This is a genomic window from Pseudomonas sp. D8002 (assembly GCF_013385695.1).
GTDB lineage: Bacteria > Pseudomonadota > Gammaproteobacteria > Pseudomonadales > Pseudomonadaceae > Aquipseudomonas.
Genome location: NZ_JACAPM010000044.1, coordinates 14237 through 33860, shown reverse-complemented (window position 1 = coordinate 33860; position 19624 = coordinate 14237). Strand labels below are relative to the sequence as shown.

Here is a 19624-nt window from a genome sequence, read left to right as displayed (position 1 = left end):
ACTGTTTTAACCTGTGGCGAGGGAGCTTGCTCCCGCTGGGACGCGCAGCGGCCCCAAAAACGGGACTGCTGCGCAGCCCAGCGGGAGCAAGCTCCCTCGCCACAAGTTGAGATAACACGCCGATAATCAAATGCAAAAAAGCCCGATATCTTTCGATACCGGGCTTTTGGTTTTACCGCTCAATCAAGCCAGTTACAGCACCGATTGACCGCTCATCGCCAGGTCCAGCAACTCACGGTTGGCCACCGCGTACATGGCGTAGTCCGTGCCGACTGCAGCACGAATCTCCACCATCATGGTGCGCCAGCGATCAGCCATGTCCTGGTGCTGCTCAAGCCACAGGGCCACGCGGGCTTCCATGTCTTCTGGCGCATCGGCCATTTGCAGTACGGAAATGGTGATCGCCCGTTGCTGCCAATCCACGTCATCGCGGAAGGCTTCGCGGGCCTGGGCCTGCCAGTTGTTGCCCACGGGCAGGCTGCTGATCTGCTGCAGGTACCACGGCAAGTCCAGGGCGCTGCCGACGGCGAAGTAAGCCTTCGCGACGTCTGCCGCACTTTGGCCTGTCACGTCGGCGGCTTCGATGATTGGCAGGAGGGTGTACAGGTGGGTAGTGCCTGCAACCATGCGCGCCAACAACTCCGGCACACCGGCTTCGACGTAAGCCTGGTAACGGTTCTGCCAACCTTCGCGGGTCGGGCCTTCCAGCAGTTCGTCGAGCTTGAGGCCCAGCGCGGCAAGGTGCGGACCGAAGTGCGCAACATCACGCCCGGCATCCTGTTCGTTGCGACGGCTGCGCAGGAACCAGCGCGTGGCACGGCGGCCCAGGCGCATCAGCTCGTCCATCAGCTCCAGTTGCACGTCGGCCGAGACCTGGTGGTCCAGGGCTTCGATCTGACGGAACCAGTGCGGGAGGTGGAAGATGTCACGCACGATCACGTAGGCGCCCGCCACGTTCGCCGGGCTCATGCCGGTGGACTCTTTGAGGCGCTGAACGAAGGTGATGCCCATGTGGTTGACCAGGTCGTTGGCGATCTGGGTGCTGACGATCTCGCGCTTCAGACGGTGGCGACGCATGGCTTCGGAGAACTTCGCCACCAGGCTCGGCGGGAAAGCGGTCTCCATGTCACGGGTCAGGTAGTCGTCATCCGGCACCAGGGATTTGAGCAACGCTTCCTTGAGGTCGATCTTGCTGTAGGAGATCAGTACCGACAGCTCCGGACGGGTCAGGCCCTTGCCCGCAGCGGCGCGCTCGTTGAGCTGCTCCTCGGTCGGCAGGTACTCGATGGCACGGTCCAGCTTGCCACGGCCTTCCAGGTCGCTCATCAGGCGCTTGTACTCGGCCACGCGCTCGAAGGCTTTGCGGGCAGCCAGGGACAGGGCCTGGGTTTGCTTGTAGTTGTTGCCCAACACCAGGCTGCCGACTTCGTCGGTCATGCTCGCCAGCAACTGGTTGCGCTGCTTGTCGGTCATGTCACCGGCCTGCACCACTTCGTTGAGCAGGATCTTGATGTTCACTTCGTGGTCGGAGCAGTCCACACCACCGGCGTTGTCGATGAAGTCAGTGTTGGAACCGCCGCCATTGAGGCCGAATTCCACACGACCCAGCTGCGTCATGCCGAGGTTACCGCCCTCGCCCACCACCTTGCAGCGCAGCTCGTTGCCATTGACGCGCAGGGCGTCGTTGGCCTTGTCGCCCACATCGGCGTGGCTCTCGGTGCTGGCCTTGACGTAGGTGCCGATACCGCCGTTCCACAACAGGTCCACCGGCGCCTTGAGCAAGGCATTCAGCAGTTCGGTCGGGGTCAGCTTGTCGGCCTGGATGTCGAAGCGTTCTTTCATCTGCGGCGAGATGGCAATGCTCTTCGCGCTGCGCGAGAAGATACCGCCGCCTTCGGACATGATGCTGGTGTCGTAGTCGGTCCAGGCCGAGCGCGGCAGGTCGAACAGGCGCTGACGTTCAGCGAAGCTGTTGGCCGGGTTCGGGTTTGGATCGATGAAGATGTGCAGGTGGTTGAAGGCGGCGACCAGTTGCAGCTTGTCGGACATCAACAGGCCGTTGCCGAACACGTCGCCGGCCATGTCGCCCACGCCCACCACGGTGATGCTGTCTTGCTGGACGTTGATGCCGCGCTCACGGAAGTGACGCTGCACCCCCACCCACGCGCCCTTGGCGGTGATGCCCATTTTCTTGTGATCGTAACCGGCAGAACCACCGGAAGCGAACGCATCACCCAGCCAGAAGCCGTAGTCGATGGCGATGCCGTTGGCGATGTCGGAGAAGGTCGCAGTGCCCTTGTCCGCTGCTACTACCAGGTACGGGTCATCGTTGTCGTGGCGCACCACGTTCAACGGTGGCACCAGGGCGCCGTCTTTCAGGTTGTCGGTAATGTCCAACAGGCCGGAAATGAAGATGCGGTAGCAGGCGATGCCCTCGGCCGCGATCTCGTCCCGGCTGCCGCCCAACGGCAGGCGACGCGGCAGGAAACCGCCCTTGGCGCCCACCGGCACGATCACCGAGTTCTTCACTTGCTGGGCTTTTACCAGGCCCAGCACTTCAGTGCGGAAGTCTTCTTCACGGTCGGACCAGCGCAGGCCGCCGCGAGCGACGTTGCCAAAGCGCAGGTGCACGCCTTCAACCCGAGGCGAGTAGACGAAGATTTCAAACTTCGGCACCGGCTTGGGCAGCTCAGGAATCGCGTGCGGGTTGAACTTGAAGCTGAAGTACGACTTGTTCTGGCCGTTGGCGTCAGCCTGGTAGAAGTTGGTCCGCAGGGTGGCCTTGATCAGGTCCAGGTAGCGACGCAGGATACGGTCTTCGTTGAGCACCTGAACGTCGTCCAGGGCCGTGAGGATCGCTTGTTCCAGGCGTTGCTGCTTGTCTTCGAGGTCTTCGGCGGTGAGCTTGCGCGCCAGGTAGAAACGGGTCTTGAACAACCGGGTCAACTCGCGGGCGATGTCGGTGTGGTTGTTCAGGGTGCTGGCGATGTAACCCAGGTCGAAGCCCAGGCGAATCTGCTTCAGGTAACGGGCGTAGGCACGCAGCAGCGCCACGTCGCGCCATGGCAGGCCGGCCGTCAGCACCAGGCGGTTGAACGCATCGTTTTCGGCATCGCCGTGCACGATATGCACGAATGCGTCCTGCAGGGTGTCGTTCAATTGCTGGATATCGAGGTTCACACCTTCGGCGGCGATGAACGCGAAATCGTGAATCCAGAACTCGCGGCCATTGGCATGACGCAGGCGGTACGGGAATTCACCCAGTACACGCAGGCCGAGGTTTTCCAGGATCGGCAGCACATCGGACAGCGCCAGCGGCGTATCGGCGTGATACAGCTTGCAATGCAGCTCGCGCTGGCCGGAAACCTGGCCCAGCGGCTGGTAGAAACTCATCACCAGCGGGTTGGCTTCGGTCAGGCTGAGCAAGTGCTGCATGTCGACCACGGCCGAATGCGCGGCGAAACGCTCGCGGTAGCCGGCCGGGAAACCTTTCGGGAAATCAGCCAGCACGTTGGTGCCGTGGGCTTCGCCGAAGCTTTCCACCACCAGGCTGGAGTAGTCGTCCTGCCAGCTGCGGCAGGCCTGCACCACTTCTTTTTCCAGTTGCAGCGGGTCGATGTCCAGGCGGTTCTTCGGGTCCACCCGCAGGATCAACTGCACGCGAGCCAGTACGGACTCGGAGAAGAACGTCCAGAACTCGCAGTCCGAGGCTTTCAGGCGATCCATCAGCACTTGCTGGATCTTCTGGCGCACTTCGGTGGAATAGATGTCGCGCGGCACGTAGGCCAGGCAGTAGCAGAAACGGCCGTACGGGTCCTTGCGCAGAAACACGCGGATCTTGTTGCGTTCCTGGATCTGCACGATCGACATCACGGTGCTGAACAGCTCGTCCACCGGGGTCTGGAACAGGTCATCACGGGGCAGCACCTCGACCACCTGGGCCAGTTCCTTGCCCAAGTGCGCCTTGGCCTGGAAGCCCGAGCGACGCTCGATTTCCGTCACCTTGCGACGGATGTAAGGAATCACCCGCACGCTTTCGCCGTACACCGAGGAGGTGTAGAGGCCCATGAAGCGGCATTCCTTGATGACCTTGCCGTCGGCGTCGATCTGGCGGATCGACACGTAGTCCGGGTAGGCCGGGCGGTGCACGCGGCTTGGGTGTGCAGCCTTGGCGAACGACAGCACGGCCGGCTCACGCAGATAGTTCACCGCGTAGTCTTCGATGCGCAGCTCGTCGGCCGTCAGGCCCGGGCGCAGCAGTTTGGTCAGACCGAGGAACGAGTTGGCGTCATATTCGATATGACCGCCGTCCGCCTCGTCACGTACCACAAACTCTTCATAGCCGAGGAAGGTGAAGTGGTTGCCCACCAGCCATTCCAGGAAGCTCTTGATCTCGGCTTTTTCTTCGCCGTCGATCACGTACGGGCTGGCGTCGATACCGGCCAGCAGCTCCTGGACCTTGGCTTTCATCGGTTCGAAATCGGCGACTGCAACGCGCACTTCGCCCAGTACCTGCTCAAGTTCCTTGCTCAGGACACTCAGCTCGGCGGCGTTGGCGCAACGGTCGATTTCCAGGTACATCAGCGATTCTTGCTGAACGTCTTCGCCCTGGGTGCCTTTGGGCAGGATTTCCAGCAGTTCGCCCTTCTTGCCACGACGCACGCTGAGAACGGTGGTTTGCAGAGTGTGGATGCTGTAGCCACGGCGGTTCAGCTCGGTACGCACCGAGTCCACCAGGAATGGCAGGTCGTGGTGCAGCACTTCGACCGCGGTGTGGGTCGATTGCCAGCCATGACGTTCGTAATCGGGGTTGTAGACCCGCACTTGCGGTTGGTTGTGATCAAAGCGCTCAAGCAGGCGCCAGGCAGACAGGGTGCAACCGGCCAGGTCGGACAAGCGACGCTGGGTCAGTTCATCCAGGGAAATGATGCCGAAGAATTGTTCAGCGAACAGCGCCACTTGTGGCAGTGCCTGTTCACTGATGTGCTGCGCCAGTGCCGCTTGCAGTTGGTGCTGGAAGTCGGCTTTGCTGGCTGCGGTGAAGAACGCCATCTGTGGTACTCCGCTTGGGCTTGTTATTGATGGAAGCGTCGCGTGTTATCCCCTTGCGGGGAGACCGTCAGCTCTGTTCGCGGTCTACAGTAACGAATTCAGAGTGACAGGTGGGTGAAGCTGGACAAGACAATGAGGTCACATTCAACTTCCATAAGATGCGCACCTTGCCAGGTGACGGTACGACGGGCAGGTCAGACTCCTGGCGAGGCACATCCGTTGCGCAGCTTAACGAGTGTAGGAAGCAAGCTGCTTGCGACGCTGCGACATATTCGGTCATCGGCACGCTGCCGGCGGGTTGCGACTTGGGCAACCGGGTGTTTTCGGAGAAATCCCGGGGCGCCGAGTACCGGAAATGACTGATATTGCCCGCCAGGTCATGCCACAAGGTCTGACACACGATGCAGCACAAAATTCGCCGCATTTTCGCCAGCATGCCGCACGCCTCCTGAGAAAGTGAATCATCAGGGTAAATTCTCGGTGGTCGCCCCCTTCCCAATAGAGAGGCTGAACTCCCAATCACATCAAAAGCTAAATGAGTGATTTGTCGAACCGCTCTTAGTTTGCCTACCTCTCACAAAACCATAAACATCACAAACCATTGAAACAGCTGCGTACAACCGCAGCTAAGCCAAAAAATCAAACATAGACAACTATCATCCCACGCCCCGACGAGATAATTCCTACACAAACACAGGACGCTCGCGCCTTCACACCAATTGAATCGAGGTAGGGCCACTGCTATTAATTGATCACTTGCGAAATTACGCGCAAGTGGGGAACTCACTATCGAGTGCCTCTCATTCAAAATAGAAACGAGGTGATTGAAATGGGTAATAAACGCTCCGAAATAACCATCCCGACTGGCTTTCCGCAAAACGCAGGCGCATCCGAAAGCTTACTAGCGACCGAGGTCCACTTCTTCGCCACACTCACAAACTGACATTCCATACAAATGAAGCACCCGCTAAAAAATGCCGAAAGGAAATCCTTTCGGCATTCAAAAATAACGAGGCAAGCATGTCAGAGCGAGAACTAAGCCCAACCAATGCTCTATCAAAAATAAAAGAGACCATTCATAGCCTTGGCCTAACTGCGATTACGCAGTATGCAAACAAAGAAAACCTAGTAGCGACAACGGAACTGTACGACGCAAATAGCCAACTAGTCGCATCGGGCGCAGGCAAAGGGCCCGAATCACTTATTGGAGCACTCGCTGAAAGCTTAGAACACCTTATCGCGGGCCAACCAATCGCCCTTGGTATTACGACGTGTCACTGCAAGGCAGTTGCTGCACAAGCGCCAGCAAAAATCGATGGCTTACTCTTCAACTGCTCTCAAATCAAGGAGCCTCTTGAATGCTTAACGCTCACAACCCTTGATAAAAAGGAAAAATTATTAGTCCCACACGCGCTCCTCTGCCCAGCCATCGCCAAAAACAAACATCCCAAAGGAAACTCTCACTTAAATTTTCTAGCCCGCTACTCATCCAATTCAGGTATGGCATTCGGATGTACGGAAGACGAGGCCCTCTTGCACGGCATTCTCGAAGTCATTGAGCGACACATTCTATCGCTTTTTTATATGGCAATTTGCAAAATCGGCCCACCCATAAATTTATACTCCCCGTCCACATCCCTCCTTGCGATGGCACTACATAACAATCCGTATGCAATAAAATCTGCCCAACGTCTCCAGATCGTGGTCATTAAAGATTTTTTAGGCGTTTATTTTGCAGCAGCTTTCCCCAGAGCGGGCGCAGGCGATCTACATATTGCATCTGTTGGCTCAGGTTGCTCGCTGGACGTTAACGTAGCTTTGCAGCGAGCGGTGACGGAGCAATTCCAAGCAAACGAACTGTATGACTCTGCAGGAGAGGAGCTGGACAAGAAAACCCTGGAGCTGCTGTCTAGCTCAGAAAAGCTCAAACCTCTCATTGAGTTCTCCTCAATAAAGAACTTGAGACTGCCCCTCATTAAACATCAACACAAACAATTCTCAGCAAGCGTTCCGCATCAGCTGCAAATATTACAAAACAGCCTTTCCAATGACGGAAAGAAAATATTCTTCAGAACACTCACCAAGTTTGCCAACGGCTGTAGCGTTATACAAATCTACATCCCCAGCCTTGAGCGCTTCAACATTATTAGAAGTGGAAACTTGGTAGCGCCCCAGCACACTCTACTCAGCTGCCCCACCCCTACACTATAAGTATGAATGCAGCGAAGAATGCCTATAGGCGACCAAATGCAAACACTTGTTAAAATAGCATGCAAACAGCATACAGCTCTGCTTACGTCTACCGTCCTTACCACAATAGGGCTTAAAGTTATAGCGCTCGCGCCACCTTTACTGCTAGGAGAAGTCGTAGACGCACTTAGCAACAACCAGCCAGCAATGAACACCTTATTCATACTGATTGCAGGCTTCATTCTGGCCGGATGCATTCAGGCCTTAGTAAACCCTGCGCAAATATTCCTATTATCCAAGCTAATCCAACAAATCGTAAGAGATGCTTCGATCAATTGGATTGGGCAATTACTGCACAAAGACTTTCATCACTTTAGCTCATGGCGCATTGGCCACTTCATAAAGTCTGTGGAACGCGGAATCACGGCTCACGAAAAATTGCTTACGTTTTTCGTCACTGTCGCATTTCCTATGTGCCTGGAGTTGCTAATTGTTGGGGGAGCCTTTTTGTATATGGGTGGTAGCGGAGTGTTCCTCGCTGTGATCGGCCTGAGTGCTATCTATCTTTTTACAGCCCACAAAATCATAAGATGGCGGAGAAAGCACATTGACAGGATCAACGAACAAGAAGATGAGCTGGGTGCCATTCTGTTCAACACTTTAAAATCGGGGAAGTCTATAAAACTGGAAGGAGCAGAACATACTGCCACACACCCTTTGAATGAAGCTTTCACCCAATACGCCAATGCCGCGGTAACAGTTACAAGCTCCGGCGGTTTTTTAAACGGTATAAAGATCCTATTCATCAGCCTTGCCACCGGAGGGCTACTTGGCTGGGGGGTATTGGATCAGCTTTCAGGACAACCCGTTATTAGTCTTGGGCAATTAGTTGCGACATTCTCAATCGCTGGCAGCTTCTTAATCAACATTACTGCGCTTACAGAAGGCTACCGGGTACTGGATCAATTTCTCGCAGACCAGCGCCGACTCCTGCACCTACTGTCGTTACCAAATTTTGGCGACGACAACGGCCAACTCGAAATACCGCTAAAGCCCAAATCAACGTTAATACTTAATCCCTGCATCGTGACTGACACCAGCTCCATCCGCTTGACCATCAAGACAGCCATCGAATTTACCCAAAGTCAGTCAGTTGCCATCACTGGGCCAAGTGGAGCGGGGAAATCTACCTTGCTGGAAGTGCTGGCAGGCTTGAACCCCTCACTGACAAGCAGGTTGCTTATCGACGACAAGCCCATTTGCGAACTGAGTGCCCAAGCGCATTTGAGGTACCTGAGGTATTGCCCCCAGTCGCCCCAGTTCCTGGAAGGCTACTTTGATCACTCCGTACTGTTTGGAATCCCCCCCTCCCCACACTTGAACCACGCAATTGAGCAACTGAACCTGGAAGAAATCGTTTTAAACCGCAGCCTCAGCGAAAACGCGTCCAATATTTCAGGAGGCGAAGCAAAGCGTCTGTCCCTGCTGCGCCTCGTCAACAGGCCCGGGGAATTCAATTTATTCGATGAACCCAGCGCGTCCATTGAACAAAAACTGGCCACGCCTGTGTGGGATCTGCTGTTCGATATCTTCGGCAAACGCGGATTGATATGCGTCACACATGATATCCGCCACCTGCACCGTTTTGATCAGGTTATTGTCATGTCAAACGGAGCAATCATTGATCAAGGCCCTTGGAGCGAGTTGGCTAACAAAACGTCGATCTTGACGCTGTTAAGTGACTTTGATCTGGAAAACCAAACCGGCAACAGCTAGGAGCCCCTCATACACGATGCAGCACAAAATTCGCCGCAATGGCACAATTGCCCTGCTTCGCCCTCCCCCAGACAGGATTAACCATGCCATTGCAACTCACCACCGCCCACCTGATCGTCAACCCGTGCGATGACGAAGAAGACAACATGGCCATGCTCTGCTGCCACGGCGACAAGGGCGAGATGTTCATGGTGACCCGTTATCCGGACGAGGACGAGGTGGAAGTCACCTGGGATTACGAGCCGTCGACCCTGGACGGGCTGAAGATCACCCTGAGTGCCACGACACTGTTGGTGGAGATTGGCGCGGCGGATGCCGATGCATTGGGCGGCCACGATCAATTGGCAATCACCCACGGCACCGCCGAGTCGGATCTGGCCGAAGTGGAGGAAACCCTGCAGAACATTCTCAAGGGCACCGGGACCTATATCCGGGCCTAGTTGCCAAATCCGCACAATGTGGCGAGGGCGCTTGCTCCCGCTGGGCTGCGAAGCGGCCCCAATCCAGCCAACTGCGTTCTGCCTGGAAAAACTCGGCAGCCTTGCTGGGGCTGCTGCGCAACCCACCGGGAGCAAGCTCCCTCGCCACAAAGGCAGGCGCCTATCGGAAAAAACCTCAGACATTTCCCACATTTCCCGAAAAATACCCCCCGCGCCGTTAGTCTCCACCCCCTCCGATGCATTAAAGTAACGCCCCCAGGCCTGGCATTTTTCGCAATGCCCAGTCTCACCTCTCCAGGAACCGTCATCGATGGAACATCGTGAAGCGCTGCTTGCGCTGCGAACCTTTCTTTCAACGCAGATTCTCGGCCAGGAAAAACTCATCGAGCGCTTGCTCATTGCCCTGCTCGCCGATGGCCATATGCTGGTTGAAGGCGCTCCCGGCCTGGCCAAGACCAAGGCTATCAAGGAGCTTGCCGAAGGGATCGAGGCACAGTTCCATCGCATCCAGTTCACCCCCGACCTGCTGCCCGCCGACATCACCGGCACCGAGATCTATCGCCCGGAAACCGGCAGTTTCGTGTTCCAGCAAGGCCCGATCTTCCACAACCTGGTGCTGGCGGACGAAATCAACCGTGCCCCGGCCAAGGTGCAGTCGGCATTGCTCGAAGCCATGGCCGAGCGCCAGGTCAGCGTGGGGCGCAGCACTTACGAGTTGTCGCCATTGTTCCTGGTGATGGCCACGCAAAACCCGATCGAGCAGGAAGGCACCTACCCGCTGCCCGAAGCCCAGCTCGACCGTTTCCTGATGCACGTGAAAATCGGCTTCCCCGATGCCGCCGTCGAGCGCCGCATCCTGCAGCAGGCCCGTGGCGAAGCCCTCAACGGTGAAACCAAGCCCGAGCGACGCGTCAGCCAGCAGGCGATCTTCGCCGCGCGCAAGGAAATCCTCGGCCTGTACATGGCCGATGCGGTGGAGGAATACCTGGTGCAACTGGTCATGGCCACTCGCACCCCGGCCAAGTTCGATCCGGAAATGGCCGAATGGATTGCCTATGGCGCCAGCCCTCGTGGCTCGATTGCCCTGGACCGCTGCGCCCGGGCCCACGCCTGGCTGGCCGGCCGCGATTTCGTCAGCCCGGAAGACATCCAGGCGGTGCTGTTCGACGTGCTGCGCCACCGCATCATTCTGTCGTTCGAGGCCGAAGCGGCCGGCATCGACCAGGACCGCGTGGTGCAACGCATTCTCGACGTCGTTGCCGTCGCTTGACGCCTATGAACGCTGGCGATGGAACCCGTGTCACCCTGAGCGAATTGATCGAGATGCGTCATCGCGTGCGGGAAGTGCAGTTGTTTTCCACGCCGAGCCAGCGCAGCCCGCTGATCGGCCTGCACCACTCGAAACTGCGCGGGCGCGGGGTCGACTTCGACCAGGTGCGGGTGTATCAGGCCGGCGACGATGTGCGCACCATCGACTGGCGCGTCACTGCACGCACCCAGGAGCCCCACACCAAGCTGTTTCATGAAGAGCGCGAACGGCCGATCTTCATCATGGTGGAGCAAAGCTGCCGCTTGTTTTTCGGCTCGGGGCAGATGTTCAAATCGGTGCTGGCGGCTCAGGCGGCGAGCCTGATCGGCTGGGCGGCGCTGGGCCATAACGACCGGGTCGGCGGGCTGGTGTTCGGTGACAGCGAGCACTACGAAATCAAACCCCGGCGCAGCAAGCAAAGCCTGCTGCAATTGCTCAACCGGTTGGTACGGGTCAACCAGAGCCTCAACACCGAACGCCGCCCCGAAGCCGACGCCCTCGGCATGGCCTTGCGCCGAGCCCGGGAAGTATTGCGCCCGGGCAGCCTGGTGATTGTGATCTGTGACGAGCGCGCCCTGACCGAAGGCGCCGAGCAACAGCTGAGCCTGCTGTCACGGCATTGCGACCTGCTGCTGTTGCCGGTTTCCGACCCGCTGGACCACGCCCTGCCCGCCGCCGGCCTGCTGCGCTTCGCCGAGCGCGGCGCACAGCTGGAACTGGACACTCTGAATTTTGATCTGCGCCAGGCCTACAAGGCCCAGGCCGAAGCCCGCAGCGCACGCTGGGAACTGCTCGCGCAAAAGCTGCGGGTGCTGTTGATGCCCTTGAGTACCCAGGGTGAAATGGTCGAGCAACTGCGCGAATACCTGAACCCGCAACGCCCGGTTAAAAAGCAATGAGCAGCCTCGACCAACTGCAACCCCTGATCGCCCCGCCGGTGATCGGCTTCTGGCCGCCGGCGCCGGGTTGGTGGCTGTTGCTTCTGATCATCCCGTTGGCGGGCTGGGGCCTGTGGTGGCTGCGCCGTTTCCTGCCAGCCAAGCGCCCATTGGCCCGTGCCGAACAACCCCTGGATCCGCTGCGCATCGCCGCCCTCGCCGAACTGGCGCTGATGCCCAAACCCTACGACGGCGCACCGGCCGGTGCCTGGCTGCAACAGCTCAACGGCCTGCTCAAGCGCCTGTGCCGCAACGACTACCCCTACAGCCAGAGCCACACCCTCAATGGCCGCAAGTGGCTGGCGTTCCTCGACAACCGCTGCCCCGCCGCCGGCCTGACCCGCTGGATGGTGCTGGTGGAAGGCGCCTACAAGCCCGAATGCAAACTCGACGACAAGGCCATCGCCGGGCTGACCCAGGCCGTCGACACCTGGATTCGCAAACATGTTTGAGTTCGCCTGGCCGTGGATCTTTGCCCTGTTGCCATTGCCCTGGTTGCTGCGCCTCATCCTGCCGGTGGCCGACAGCGGCGAACCGGCGCTGAAAGTCAGCTTCCTCAGCGACCTCGAAGGCCTGGCCCGCCGCCGCGCGCGGGTCAACCTGCCGGGATGGCGCCAGCAAGCACCGTTTGTGTTCCTGTGGCTGCTGCTGTTGACCGCCGCCGCCCGCCCGGAATGGCTCGGCGAACCCTTGCCGATTGCAGCCAGCGGCCGCGACTTGCTGGTGGCGGTGGACGTTTCCGGCTCGATGGACTTCCCCGACATGCAATGGCAAGACGAAGACGTCAGCCGCCTGAGCCTGGTCAAGCACCTGCTGGGAGATTTCCTGGAGGGCCGCGAAGGTGATCGCGTGGGATTAATCCTGTTCGGCAGCCAGGCCTATCTGCAAGCGCCGCTGACCTTTGACCGGCGCACCGTGCGCACCTGGCTGGATGAGGCACGGATTGGCATCGCCGGTAAAAACACCGCGATTGGCGACGCCATCGGCCTGGCCCTCAAGCGCCTGCGCCAGCGTCCGGCGCAAAGCCGGGTGCTGATCCTGGTCACCGACGGCGCCAACAATGCCGGCGAAATCGACCCGCTGACCGCCGCCCGCCTGGCCGCCGAAGAAGGCGTGAAAATCTACCCGATCGGCATCGGCGCAGACCCCGAGCAAACCGGCTCCCTGGGCATCCTCGGCGTCAACCCGAGCCTCGACCTCGACGAACCGGCCCTCAAGGCCATCGCCGAGGCCACCGGCGGCCGCTACTTCCGCGCCCGCGACGGCAACGAACTGCTGAAGATCAAGGAAACCCTCGACCAGCTCGAACCCGTGGCCCAGCAACCCACCCAGGCCCGCCCCGCCCAGGCGCTGTACAGCGCGCCGCTGGCGTTGGCGCTGATCCTCAGCATGCTGCTGGTGATCCAGGAACGCTGGCCGGATAACGCCCTGCAACGCCTGTTCAGCAAACTCTCAAGCAAGGGCCGTTTCCTGCAACCCAATCCTGAATGGCGTGAACGCCTCAAACGCTTGCGTTTGCGGAGGCGTCGATGATCGCCCTGTGGCCGCACTGGTTCCGTCCCTGGTGGCTGTTGCTGCTGCCGCTGCTCGGCTGGTTGCTGTGGCAGTTGTGGCACCGCCAGAAACGCGCCGGGCGCTGGCAGATGATTCTGCCGCCGGCGTTCCATGCCGCGCTGCTCAGTGGCGGCAGTGGCCGCGAAAGCAAGTCGCCATGGGTGGTGCTCGGCATCGCCTGGCTGCTGGCCGTGCTGGCGTTGCTGGGCCCGAGCTGGGAACGCGTCGAACAGTCCAGCCAGAAGCCCGCCGACCCGCTGGTGGTGCTGCTGGAACTGACCCCGGAAATGCTCGCCACCGACAGCCCGCCCAGCCGCCTCGAACAGGCACGGCGCAAGCTGTTCGACCTGCTTCAGGCCCGCAGCGATGCGCAGACCGCCATCGTGGTCTACGCCGGCAGCGCGCACACGCTGGTGCCGCTGTCCGACGACCTGGCCACCAGCCATAACCTGCTGGAAGCCCTCCGCCCCTCGATCATGCCCGAGCCCGGCCACCGCGCAGACCTGGCGGTGGAAAAAGCCCTGAGCCTGCTCAAGCATGGCGGCCTCGGCCAGGGCCGGCTGCTGCTGATCGGCTCGTCGCTGTCCAAGCAGGAACGCCAGGGGATCCGCCTGCAGCTGCAAGGCAACCAGGCGCCGAGCTTGTCGATCCTTGGCATCGGCAGCCGTGAAGGCACGCCGGTGACCCAGGAAAGCGGCGAATTCCTCAAGGACGCCCAAGGCGCAATCCTCGTACCGCGTCTCGACAGCCCGACCCTCAAGGCCTTCGCCAGCGAAATGGGCGGCCTCTACCGCCAGGCACGCCTGGACGACAAGGACCTGCGCCACCTCGGGATGCTGGACGGCCCGCAAAGCCTGCGCAATGACGGCCAACTGCTGCACCTCGATACCTGGGCCGACCAGGGTTATTGGTTGCTCTTGCCACTGCTGCTGCTCGCTGCCTGCGCCGGGCGCCGGGGCTGGCTGTTCTTCCTGCCGTTGCTGCTGTTGGGCGCGCCGCAGCCCAGCTATGCCTTCGACTTCCAGGACCTGTGGCTGCGCCCCGACCAACAGGGCCAACTGCTGCTGAAGAAAAAACGCCCGGCCGAAGCAGCCGAACATTTCGAAGACCCGCAATGGCAAGGCGTCGCACTGTATGAAGCGGGCAACTATGCCGAAGCCGCCAAGCGGTTTGCCGAAGGCAGCGACGCCTACTCCCACTACAATCGAGGCAATGCCCTGGCCAAAAGCGGCGAGCTGGAAGCGGCGATCGATGCCTACGAACAAGCCCTCGAAGCCCAGCCAGACTTGCAGCCGGCGCTGAAGAACAAGGCGCTGGTGGAAAGCCTGATGCAACAGGAACCGGAAAAAACCGAGCCGGCCAAGCCTGCAAAAAACGAGGATGACGAAACCACCCAACCCGGCCAGACTGCGCAACCGGGCGCCAGCAGCCAGACCGCCACCGGTGGCGAGCAGACGTCCCAAGGCCAGGGCCAGCCCGGCGCTACCGATACACAAACCGGGGCCACGCCCCACGCCGGCAGCAACGAGGTACCCGGCAGCGAGTTGGGTGATGAACAAACCACCACCCCGCCCCTGCGCCCGGTCGACGGCACGCTTGAAGGCGAGCAGCGCCAGGCCCTGGAACAATGGCTGCGGCAGATCCCGGACAACCCCGGCGAGTTGCTGCGACGCAAATTCTGGTACGAACAGCAACAACATCAGGACAAGACTCGATGAACCGCTGCACCGCCCTTCTTCTCACCCTCGCGTTGTGGGCCAGCCAGGCCCAGGCCGCCGGCCTGGTGGCCAGTGTCGACCGCAGCCGCATCAATTCCGGGGAGACGGTGGAACTGACGGTGGAATCCAACGACGTCACGCTGTTCGGCAAACCGGACCTGGCGCCGCTGGACCCTCGGTTTGAAGTGAGCGGCACACGCCAGATCAACCAGCTCACCACCCTGGGCGGCGACAACCACGCCACCACCCGCTGGATCATCACCCTGCTGCCCAAGGAGAACGGCACCGTGGTGATTCCACCGTTGCAGATCGGCGAACTCAAGACCCAGCCGATTACCCTGCAAGTGGTGGAAACCGTCAGCCAGAACACCGAGGCCCAACTGGCTCCTGTGTTCATCGAAACCAACCTCGACCAGGACAGCGTCTACGTCCAGGCCCAGGCGTTGCTGACCGTGCGCGTCTACCACTCGGTATCGCTGTATGACGACAGCAGCCTCACGCCGTTGCAGGTCGCCGATACGCGCATCGAGCAGTTGGGCGAGTCGCGCACCTACGAGAAAGTCATCAACGGCATCCGCCACGGTGTGATCGAAACCCGCTATGCCATCTACCCGCAGCACAGCGGCACACTGACCATTCCGACGCAGACGTTCAGCGCCACCCTGGTAGAGCCACGGCCCGCCCAGGACAACAACCCCCAGGGTTCCAAGCCCGGCAAGCTGATTCACGTCAGTTCGCCGGAGCTGTCGTTGACGGTCAAGGCCAAGCCTGCGCTGTACCCGGCGGATGCTCCCTGGCTGCCGGCCCGCAGCCTGACCCTCACGGAAAGCTGGAACCCCGAGCCCGATCATGTACAGGTGGGCGACTCCCTGACCCGCAGCCTGACCTTGAAAGCCGAAGGCCTGGCCGGCGCGCAACTGCCACCGCTGGCACTGAGCGACATCCCCGGCCTGCGCCGCTACCCGGACCAGCCGGTGCTGAGCAACCAGAACAACGACCGTGGCCTGATCGGCAGCCGTGAAGACCGCGAAGCGCTGGTGCCCAACCGCGTTGGCGCGCTTGAACTGCCGGCGGTGGAAGTGGTGTGGTGGAACACCCACGAAGACCATCTGGAACGCACCAGCCTGCCGGCGCGCACCCTGCAAGTGGCGACCAACCCGAGCCTGATCGTGGACACGCCGGCCAGCCCGACCGTGATCACCGCGCCGGACAACGACAGCCTGTGGATCTGGCAACTGACCAGCCTGATCCTGGCCTGCACCACCCTGCTGGGCTTCGGTTTGTGGTGGCGTGCACGCTGGCAGCCGGCGATTTTGCGTGCCGCGCAAACCGGCCCGAGCCCGCGTACCTTGCTGGACGACCTCAAGCGGGCGAGCCAGGCGAATGACCCGCAGGCTACGCGTCAGGCGCTGGATGCCTGGGCGCGACAGCAGCCGGAGACCCTGGCGGATATGGCGGCGCGGTTTGTGCCGTTGTCGGATGCGCTGGATGGGTTGAACGGCGCGCTGTACAGCGAGAGTGGGCAGTATTGGCAGGGAGAGGAATTGTGGCGGGCGGTGAAGGCGATTCCGATGGCGGAGCGCGAGCAGGACCCTGCGGGGGACAGCACCAGCTTGCCGCCGCTGTATCCCAAATAGCCCCCCTTGCAGAAACACCGCAAACCCAATGTGGGAGCGGGCTTGCTCGCGAAAGCGGTCTGTCAGTCACATATCTGCTGACTGATCTACCGCCTTCGCGAGCAAGCCCGCTCCCACATTTTGATCTGCGGCGTCTGGGTTACTTGCGCGCCGCCTCCCACGACTTCAGCAACTCGTTATAACTGACCGTCTCACCCTGCGGCTTCTCATTTGCCAGCTTCGGTTTCGGCGCACCCGGCTGGTCAAACCAGTATTGCGCGTCCCGTTCCTCGTTCATTTTCGGCCCGCAAATCGGCTGCACCTTGGAGCGTTCCAGGCGCGTCATGATCGCGTCCTGATCCTTGGCCAACCCATCCAGCGCCTGCTGCGGCGTCTTCTCTCCGCTGGCCGCCTCCGAAATATGGCTCCACCACAATTGCGCCAACCGTGGATAGTCCGGCACGTTGGTGCCGGTCGGGGTCCACTCCACCCGGGCCGGGCTGCGGTAGAACTCCACCAACCCGCCGAGTTTCGGCGCCAGGTCGGTCATGGCCTGGGAGTTGATGTCGGACTCACGAATCGGCGTCAGGCCAACGATGGTCTTTTTCAGCGATACGGTTTTCGAGGTCACGAACTGCGCGTACAGCCAGGCCGCCAGTTTCTGCTTCTCGGGCGTCGACTTGAGGAACGTCCAGGAACCTACGTCCTGATAGCCCTTCTTCATGCCCTTTTCCCAGTAAGGCCCGACGGGCGATGGCGCCATGCGCCATTTCGGCGTGCCGTCGGCGTTGACCACCGGCAGGCCCGGCTTGGTCATGTCGGCGGTAAACGCGGTGTACCAGAAGATCTGCTGGGCGATGTTGCCCTGGGACGGCACCGGACCGGATTCGGAGAAGGTCATGCCCGCCGCTTCCGGTGGTGCATAGGCTTTCATCCAGTCCACGTATTTCTGCGTGGCATACACCGCCGCCGGGCCGTTGGTGTCGCCACCACGGGTGACGCTGGAGCCCACCGGGTGGCAGTCCTCCACGCGAATGCCCCACTCGTCCACCGGCAAACCGTTGGGCAGGCCCTTGTCGCCGCCACCGGCCATGGAGAACCAGGCATCGGTGAAGCGCCAGCCCAGGGACGGGTCTTTCTTGCCGTAGTCCATGTGCCCGTAGACGCGCTTGCCGTCGATTTCCTTGACGTCTTCGCTGAAGAATTTGGCGATGTCTTCGTAGGCCGACCAGTTCACCGGCACGCCGAGTTCATAGCCGTACTTTTCCTTGAACTTGGCTTTCAGGTCTGCCCGTTCGAACCAGTCGGCGCGGAACCAGTACAGGTTGGCGAACTGCTGGTCGGGCAATTGGTAGATCTTGCCGTCGGGCGCAGTGGTGAACGAAATACCGATGAAGTCCTTGATGTCCAGGGTGGGTGAAGTGAAGTTCTTGCCTTCGTTGGCCATCAGGTCGGTGATGGATTCTGTCTTGCCATAGCGAAAGTGCGTACCGATCAAGTCGGAATCGTTGACCCAGCCGTCATAGATATTCTTGTCGGACTGCATCTGGGTTTGCAGCTTTTCCACCACGTCGCCTTCCTGCAGCAAGTCGTGGGTCAGCTTGATCCCGGTGATTTCGCTGAAGGCCTTGGCCAGCACCTTGGATTCATACTCGTGGGTGGTGAGGGTTTCCGACACCACGTTGATCTTCATCCCGCGAAACGGCTCCGCGGCCTTGATAAACCACTTCAGCTCTTCAAGCTGCTGGGCTTCGGTGAGGGTCGACGGTTTGAACTCACTGCCGATCCATTTTTTTGCAGCGTCTTCATAAGCATCCGCCCAGGCCGCAGCACTGAGCCCGCTGAGCGCCAGCACGGCCGCCAATGAAATGCTATGTCGCAGCTTATTGTTTTTATCGAACATAGAGACCTCCTGGTTTTGGGGTTCAAAAGGGGCAGCTAGCCCCAACGCATCACAGACAACAGCCACACCAGAGACAGCGCGGACGCCACCCAGATGCTCCAGCCGGTTACGCCGATCACCAACAAATGCAGGTAGGCGCTGCCGAGAAGACCGATAAACAAGCGATCACCACGGGTGGTGCTGATCGGTAAAAAGCCGCGCCGGGGGATACTCGGCGAGCGCAATTCCCAGGTCGTCATACCCACCAGCAGCAGGCCGATCGCGGCAAAGAACAGTGCAGTCGGGGTGGTCCAGGCCATCCATTCCATCATCGACTCCTCAGACCCGGCCCAGGGCAAAGCCCTTGGCCACATGGTTGCGAACGAACCAGATCACCAGCATGCCCGGCAAAATGGTCAACACCCCCGCCGCCGCCAGCACGCCCCAGTCGATGCCGGAGGCCGAAACCGTACGGGTCATCACTGCGGCGATGGGTTTGGCGTTCACCGACGTCAGCGTGCGTGCCAGCAGGAGCTCGACCCAGGAAAACATGAAGCAGAAAAACGCCGTGACGCCGATCCCCGAGCCAATCAGCGGGATGAAAATCTTCACGAAAAACTTGGGGAAGCTGTACCCGTCGATGTAGGCCGTTTCGTCGATTTCCTTGGGCACGCCCGACATGAAACCTTCGAGAATCCACACCGCCAGCGGCACGTTGAACAGGCAATGGGCCAAGGCCACCGCGATATGCGTATCGAACAAGCCAATGGACGAATACAGCTGGAAGAACGGCAGCAAAAACACCGCCGGCGGCGCCATGCGGTTGGTCAGCAACCAGAAGAACAAGTGCTTGTCGCCGAGGAAGCGGTAGCGCGAGAACGCGTAGGCCGCCGGCAGCGCCACGCTCAGGGAAATCACGGTGTTGAGGCTGACGTAGTAGAGCGAGTTGAGGTAGCCGGTGTACCAGCTCGGGTCGGTGAAGATCACCTTGTAGTTGGCGAAGGTGAAGTCCTGCGGAAACAGGGTCAGGCCGCCGAGGATTTCGGTGTTGCTCTTGAAGGACATGTTCAGCAGCCAGTAGATCGGCACCAGCAGGAACAGGATGTAGACCAGCAGCGGGATTACCTTGCGCTTGCTCATGTTGGCGGC

At 60.1% G+C, this 19624-nt stretch carries 13 protein-coding genes; 9 read left to right on the top strand and 4 right to left on the bottom strand.

The window, feature by feature from the left end:
* Positions 1 to 192 precede the first annotated feature (192 nt).
* Positions 193 to 5052, bottom strand: coding sequence for an NAD-glutamate dehydrogenase (locus HX807_RS25350; RefSeq protein WP_003212956.1), 4860 nt, complete (start codon positions 5050 to 5052; stop codon positions 193 to 195).
* Positions 5053 to 6072: 1020 nt separating this feature from the next.
* On the opposite strand from HX807_RS25350, the gene HX807_RS25345 reads away from it, so the two are divergent.
* The 9 genes from HX807_RS25345 to HX807_RS25305 all read left to right on the top strand — a co-directional run bounded on the left by HX807_RS25345 (position 6073) and on the right by HX807_RS25305 (position 16614).
* Positions 6073 to 7263 carry a YcaO-like family protein gene (locus HX807_RS25345; protein ID WP_256344656.1) on the top strand — a complete coding sequence of 397 codons (1191 nt, stop codon included), beginning with the start codon at positions 6073 to 6075 and terminating at the stop codon, positions 7261 to 7263.
* A 36-nt stretch (positions 7264 to 7299) separates the two neighbouring features.
* Positions 7300 to 9018, top strand: a complete 1719-nt coding sequence (locus HX807_RS25340; RefSeq protein ID WP_256349585.1) for an ATP-binding cassette domain-containing protein — start codon at positions 7300 to 7302, stop codon at positions 9016 to 9018.
* A gap of 83 nt (positions 9019 to 9101) precedes the next feature.
* Complete coding sequence (locus HX807_RS25335) at positions 9102 to 9458, top strand: hypothetical protein (RefSeq protein WP_003212949.1); 357 nt, start codon at positions 9102 to 9104, stop codon at positions 9456 to 9458.
* 310 nt (positions 9459 to 9768) lie between these two features.
* Positions 9769 to 10728, top strand: coding sequence for a MoxR family ATPase (locus tag HX807_RS25330; RefSeq protein WP_003218556.1), 960 nt, complete (start codon positions 9769 to 9771; stop codon positions 10726 to 10728).
* A 5-nt stretch (positions 10729 to 10733) separates the two neighbouring features.
* A complete protein-coding gene (locus HX807_RS25325) occupies positions 10734 to 11666 on the top strand; it encodes a DUF58 domain-containing protein (RefSeq protein ID WP_003218540.1) in 933 nt (310 codons plus the stop codon).
* A complete protein-coding gene (locus tag HX807_RS25320; protein WP_003218539.1) occupies positions 11663 to 12157 on the top strand; it encodes a DUF4381 domain-containing protein in 495 nt (164 codons plus the stop codon). Before HX807_RS25325 ends, HX807_RS25320 begins: the two co-directional genes overlap by 4 nt.
* On the top strand, positions 12150 to 13238 hold the full coding sequence (locus HX807_RS25315) for a VWA domain-containing protein (protein WP_008433043.1): 1089 nt from the start codon (positions 12150 to 12152) through the stop codon (positions 13236 to 13238). The genes HX807_RS25320 and HX807_RS25315 overlap by 8 nt, the downstream gene beginning before the upstream one ends.
* Entirely contained in the window at positions 13235 to 14977 is a 1743-nt protein-coding gene (locus HX807_RS25310) for a tetratricopeptide repeat protein (RefSeq protein ID WP_177008209.1), read from the top strand. Before HX807_RS25315 ends, HX807_RS25310 begins: the two co-directional genes overlap by 4 nt.
* Positions 14974 to 16614: a BatD family protein gene (locus HX807_RS25305; RefSeq protein WP_177051435.1), complete on the top strand. Its 1641-nt coding sequence runs from the start codon at positions 14974 to 14976 to the stop codon at positions 16612 to 16614. Before HX807_RS25310 ends, HX807_RS25305 begins: the two co-directional genes overlap by 4 nt.
* Before the next feature lie 139 nt (positions 16615 to 16753).
* Here HX807_RS25305 and HX807_RS25300 read toward each other — a convergent pair whose 3' ends face one another.
* From HX807_RS25300 to HX807_RS25290, 3 genes are read right to left on the bottom strand one after another with little or no spacing between them, the layout of a single operon-like run.
* Complete coding sequence (locus HX807_RS25300) at positions 16754 to 18496, bottom strand: ABC transporter substrate-binding protein (RefSeq protein ID WP_003218534.1); 1743 nt, start codon at positions 18494 to 18496, stop codon at positions 16754 to 16756.
* Positions 18497 to 18531: 35 nt separating this feature from the next.
* On the bottom strand, positions 18532 to 18804 hold the full coding sequence (locus tag HX807_RS25295; protein WP_003218532.1) for a DUF2160 domain-containing protein: 273 nt from the start codon (positions 18802 to 18804) through the stop codon (positions 18532 to 18534).
* A gap of 10 nt (positions 18805 to 18814) precedes the next feature.
* The gene (locus tag HX807_RS25290; RefSeq protein ID WP_008433050.1) at positions 18815 to 19615 is read right to left on the bottom strand and encodes a carbohydrate ABC transporter permease; all 801 of its coding nucleotides are present in this window, start codon (positions 19613 to 19615) and stop codon (positions 18815 to 18817) included.
* Positions 19616 to 19624: the final 9 nt, after the last annotated feature.

Coding starts and splice junctions, on each gene's coding strand:
- HX807_RS25295 (WP_003218532.1), bottom strand. CDS start 18,804: ATGGAATGGATGGCCTGGACCACCCCGACTGCACTGTTCTTTGCCGCG.
- HX807_RS25310 (WP_177008209.1), top strand. CDS start 13,235: ATGATCGCCCTGTGGCCGCACTGGTTCCGTCCCTGGTGGCTGTTGCTG.
- HX807_RS25320 (WP_003218539.1), top strand. CDS start 11,663: ATGAGCAGCCTCGACCAACTGCAACCCCTGATCGCCCCGCCGGTGATC.
- HX807_RS25335 (WP_003212949.1), top strand. CDS start 9,102: ATGCCATTGCAACTCACCACCGCCCACCTGATCGTCAACCCGTGCGAT.
- HX807_RS25330 (WP_003218556.1), top strand. CDS start 9,769: ATGGAACATCGTGAAGCGCTGCTTGCGCTGCGAACCTTTCTTTCAACG.
- HX807_RS25290 (WP_008433050.1), bottom strand. CDS start 19,615: ATGAGCAAGCGCAAGGTAATCCCGCTGCTGGTCTACATCCTGTTCCTG.
- HX807_RS25340 (WP_256349585.1), top strand. CDS start 7,300: ATGCAAACACTTGTTAAAATAGCATGCAAACAGCATACAGCTCTGCTT.
- HX807_RS25345 (WP_256344656.1), top strand. CDS start 6,073: ATGTCAGAGCGAGAACTAAGCCCAACCAATGCTCTATCAAAAATAAAA.
- HX807_RS25350 (WP_003212956.1), bottom strand. CDS start 5,052: ATGGCGTTCTTCACCGCAGCCAGCAAAGCCGACTTCCAGCACCAACTG.
- HX807_RS25325 (WP_003218540.1), top strand. CDS start 10,734: ATGAACGCTGGCGATGGAACCCGTGTCACCCTGAGCGAATTGATCGAG.
- HX807_RS25315 (WP_008433043.1), top strand. CDS start 12,150: ATGTTTGAGTTCGCCTGGCCGTGGATCTTTGCCCTGTTGCCATTGCCC.
- HX807_RS25305 (WP_177051435.1), top strand. CDS start 14,974: ATGAACCGCTGCACCGCCCTTCTTCTCACCCTCGCGTTGTGGGCCAGC.
- HX807_RS25300 (WP_003218534.1), bottom strand. CDS start 18,496: ATGTTCGATAAAAACAATAAGCTGCGACATAGCATTTCATTGGCGGCC.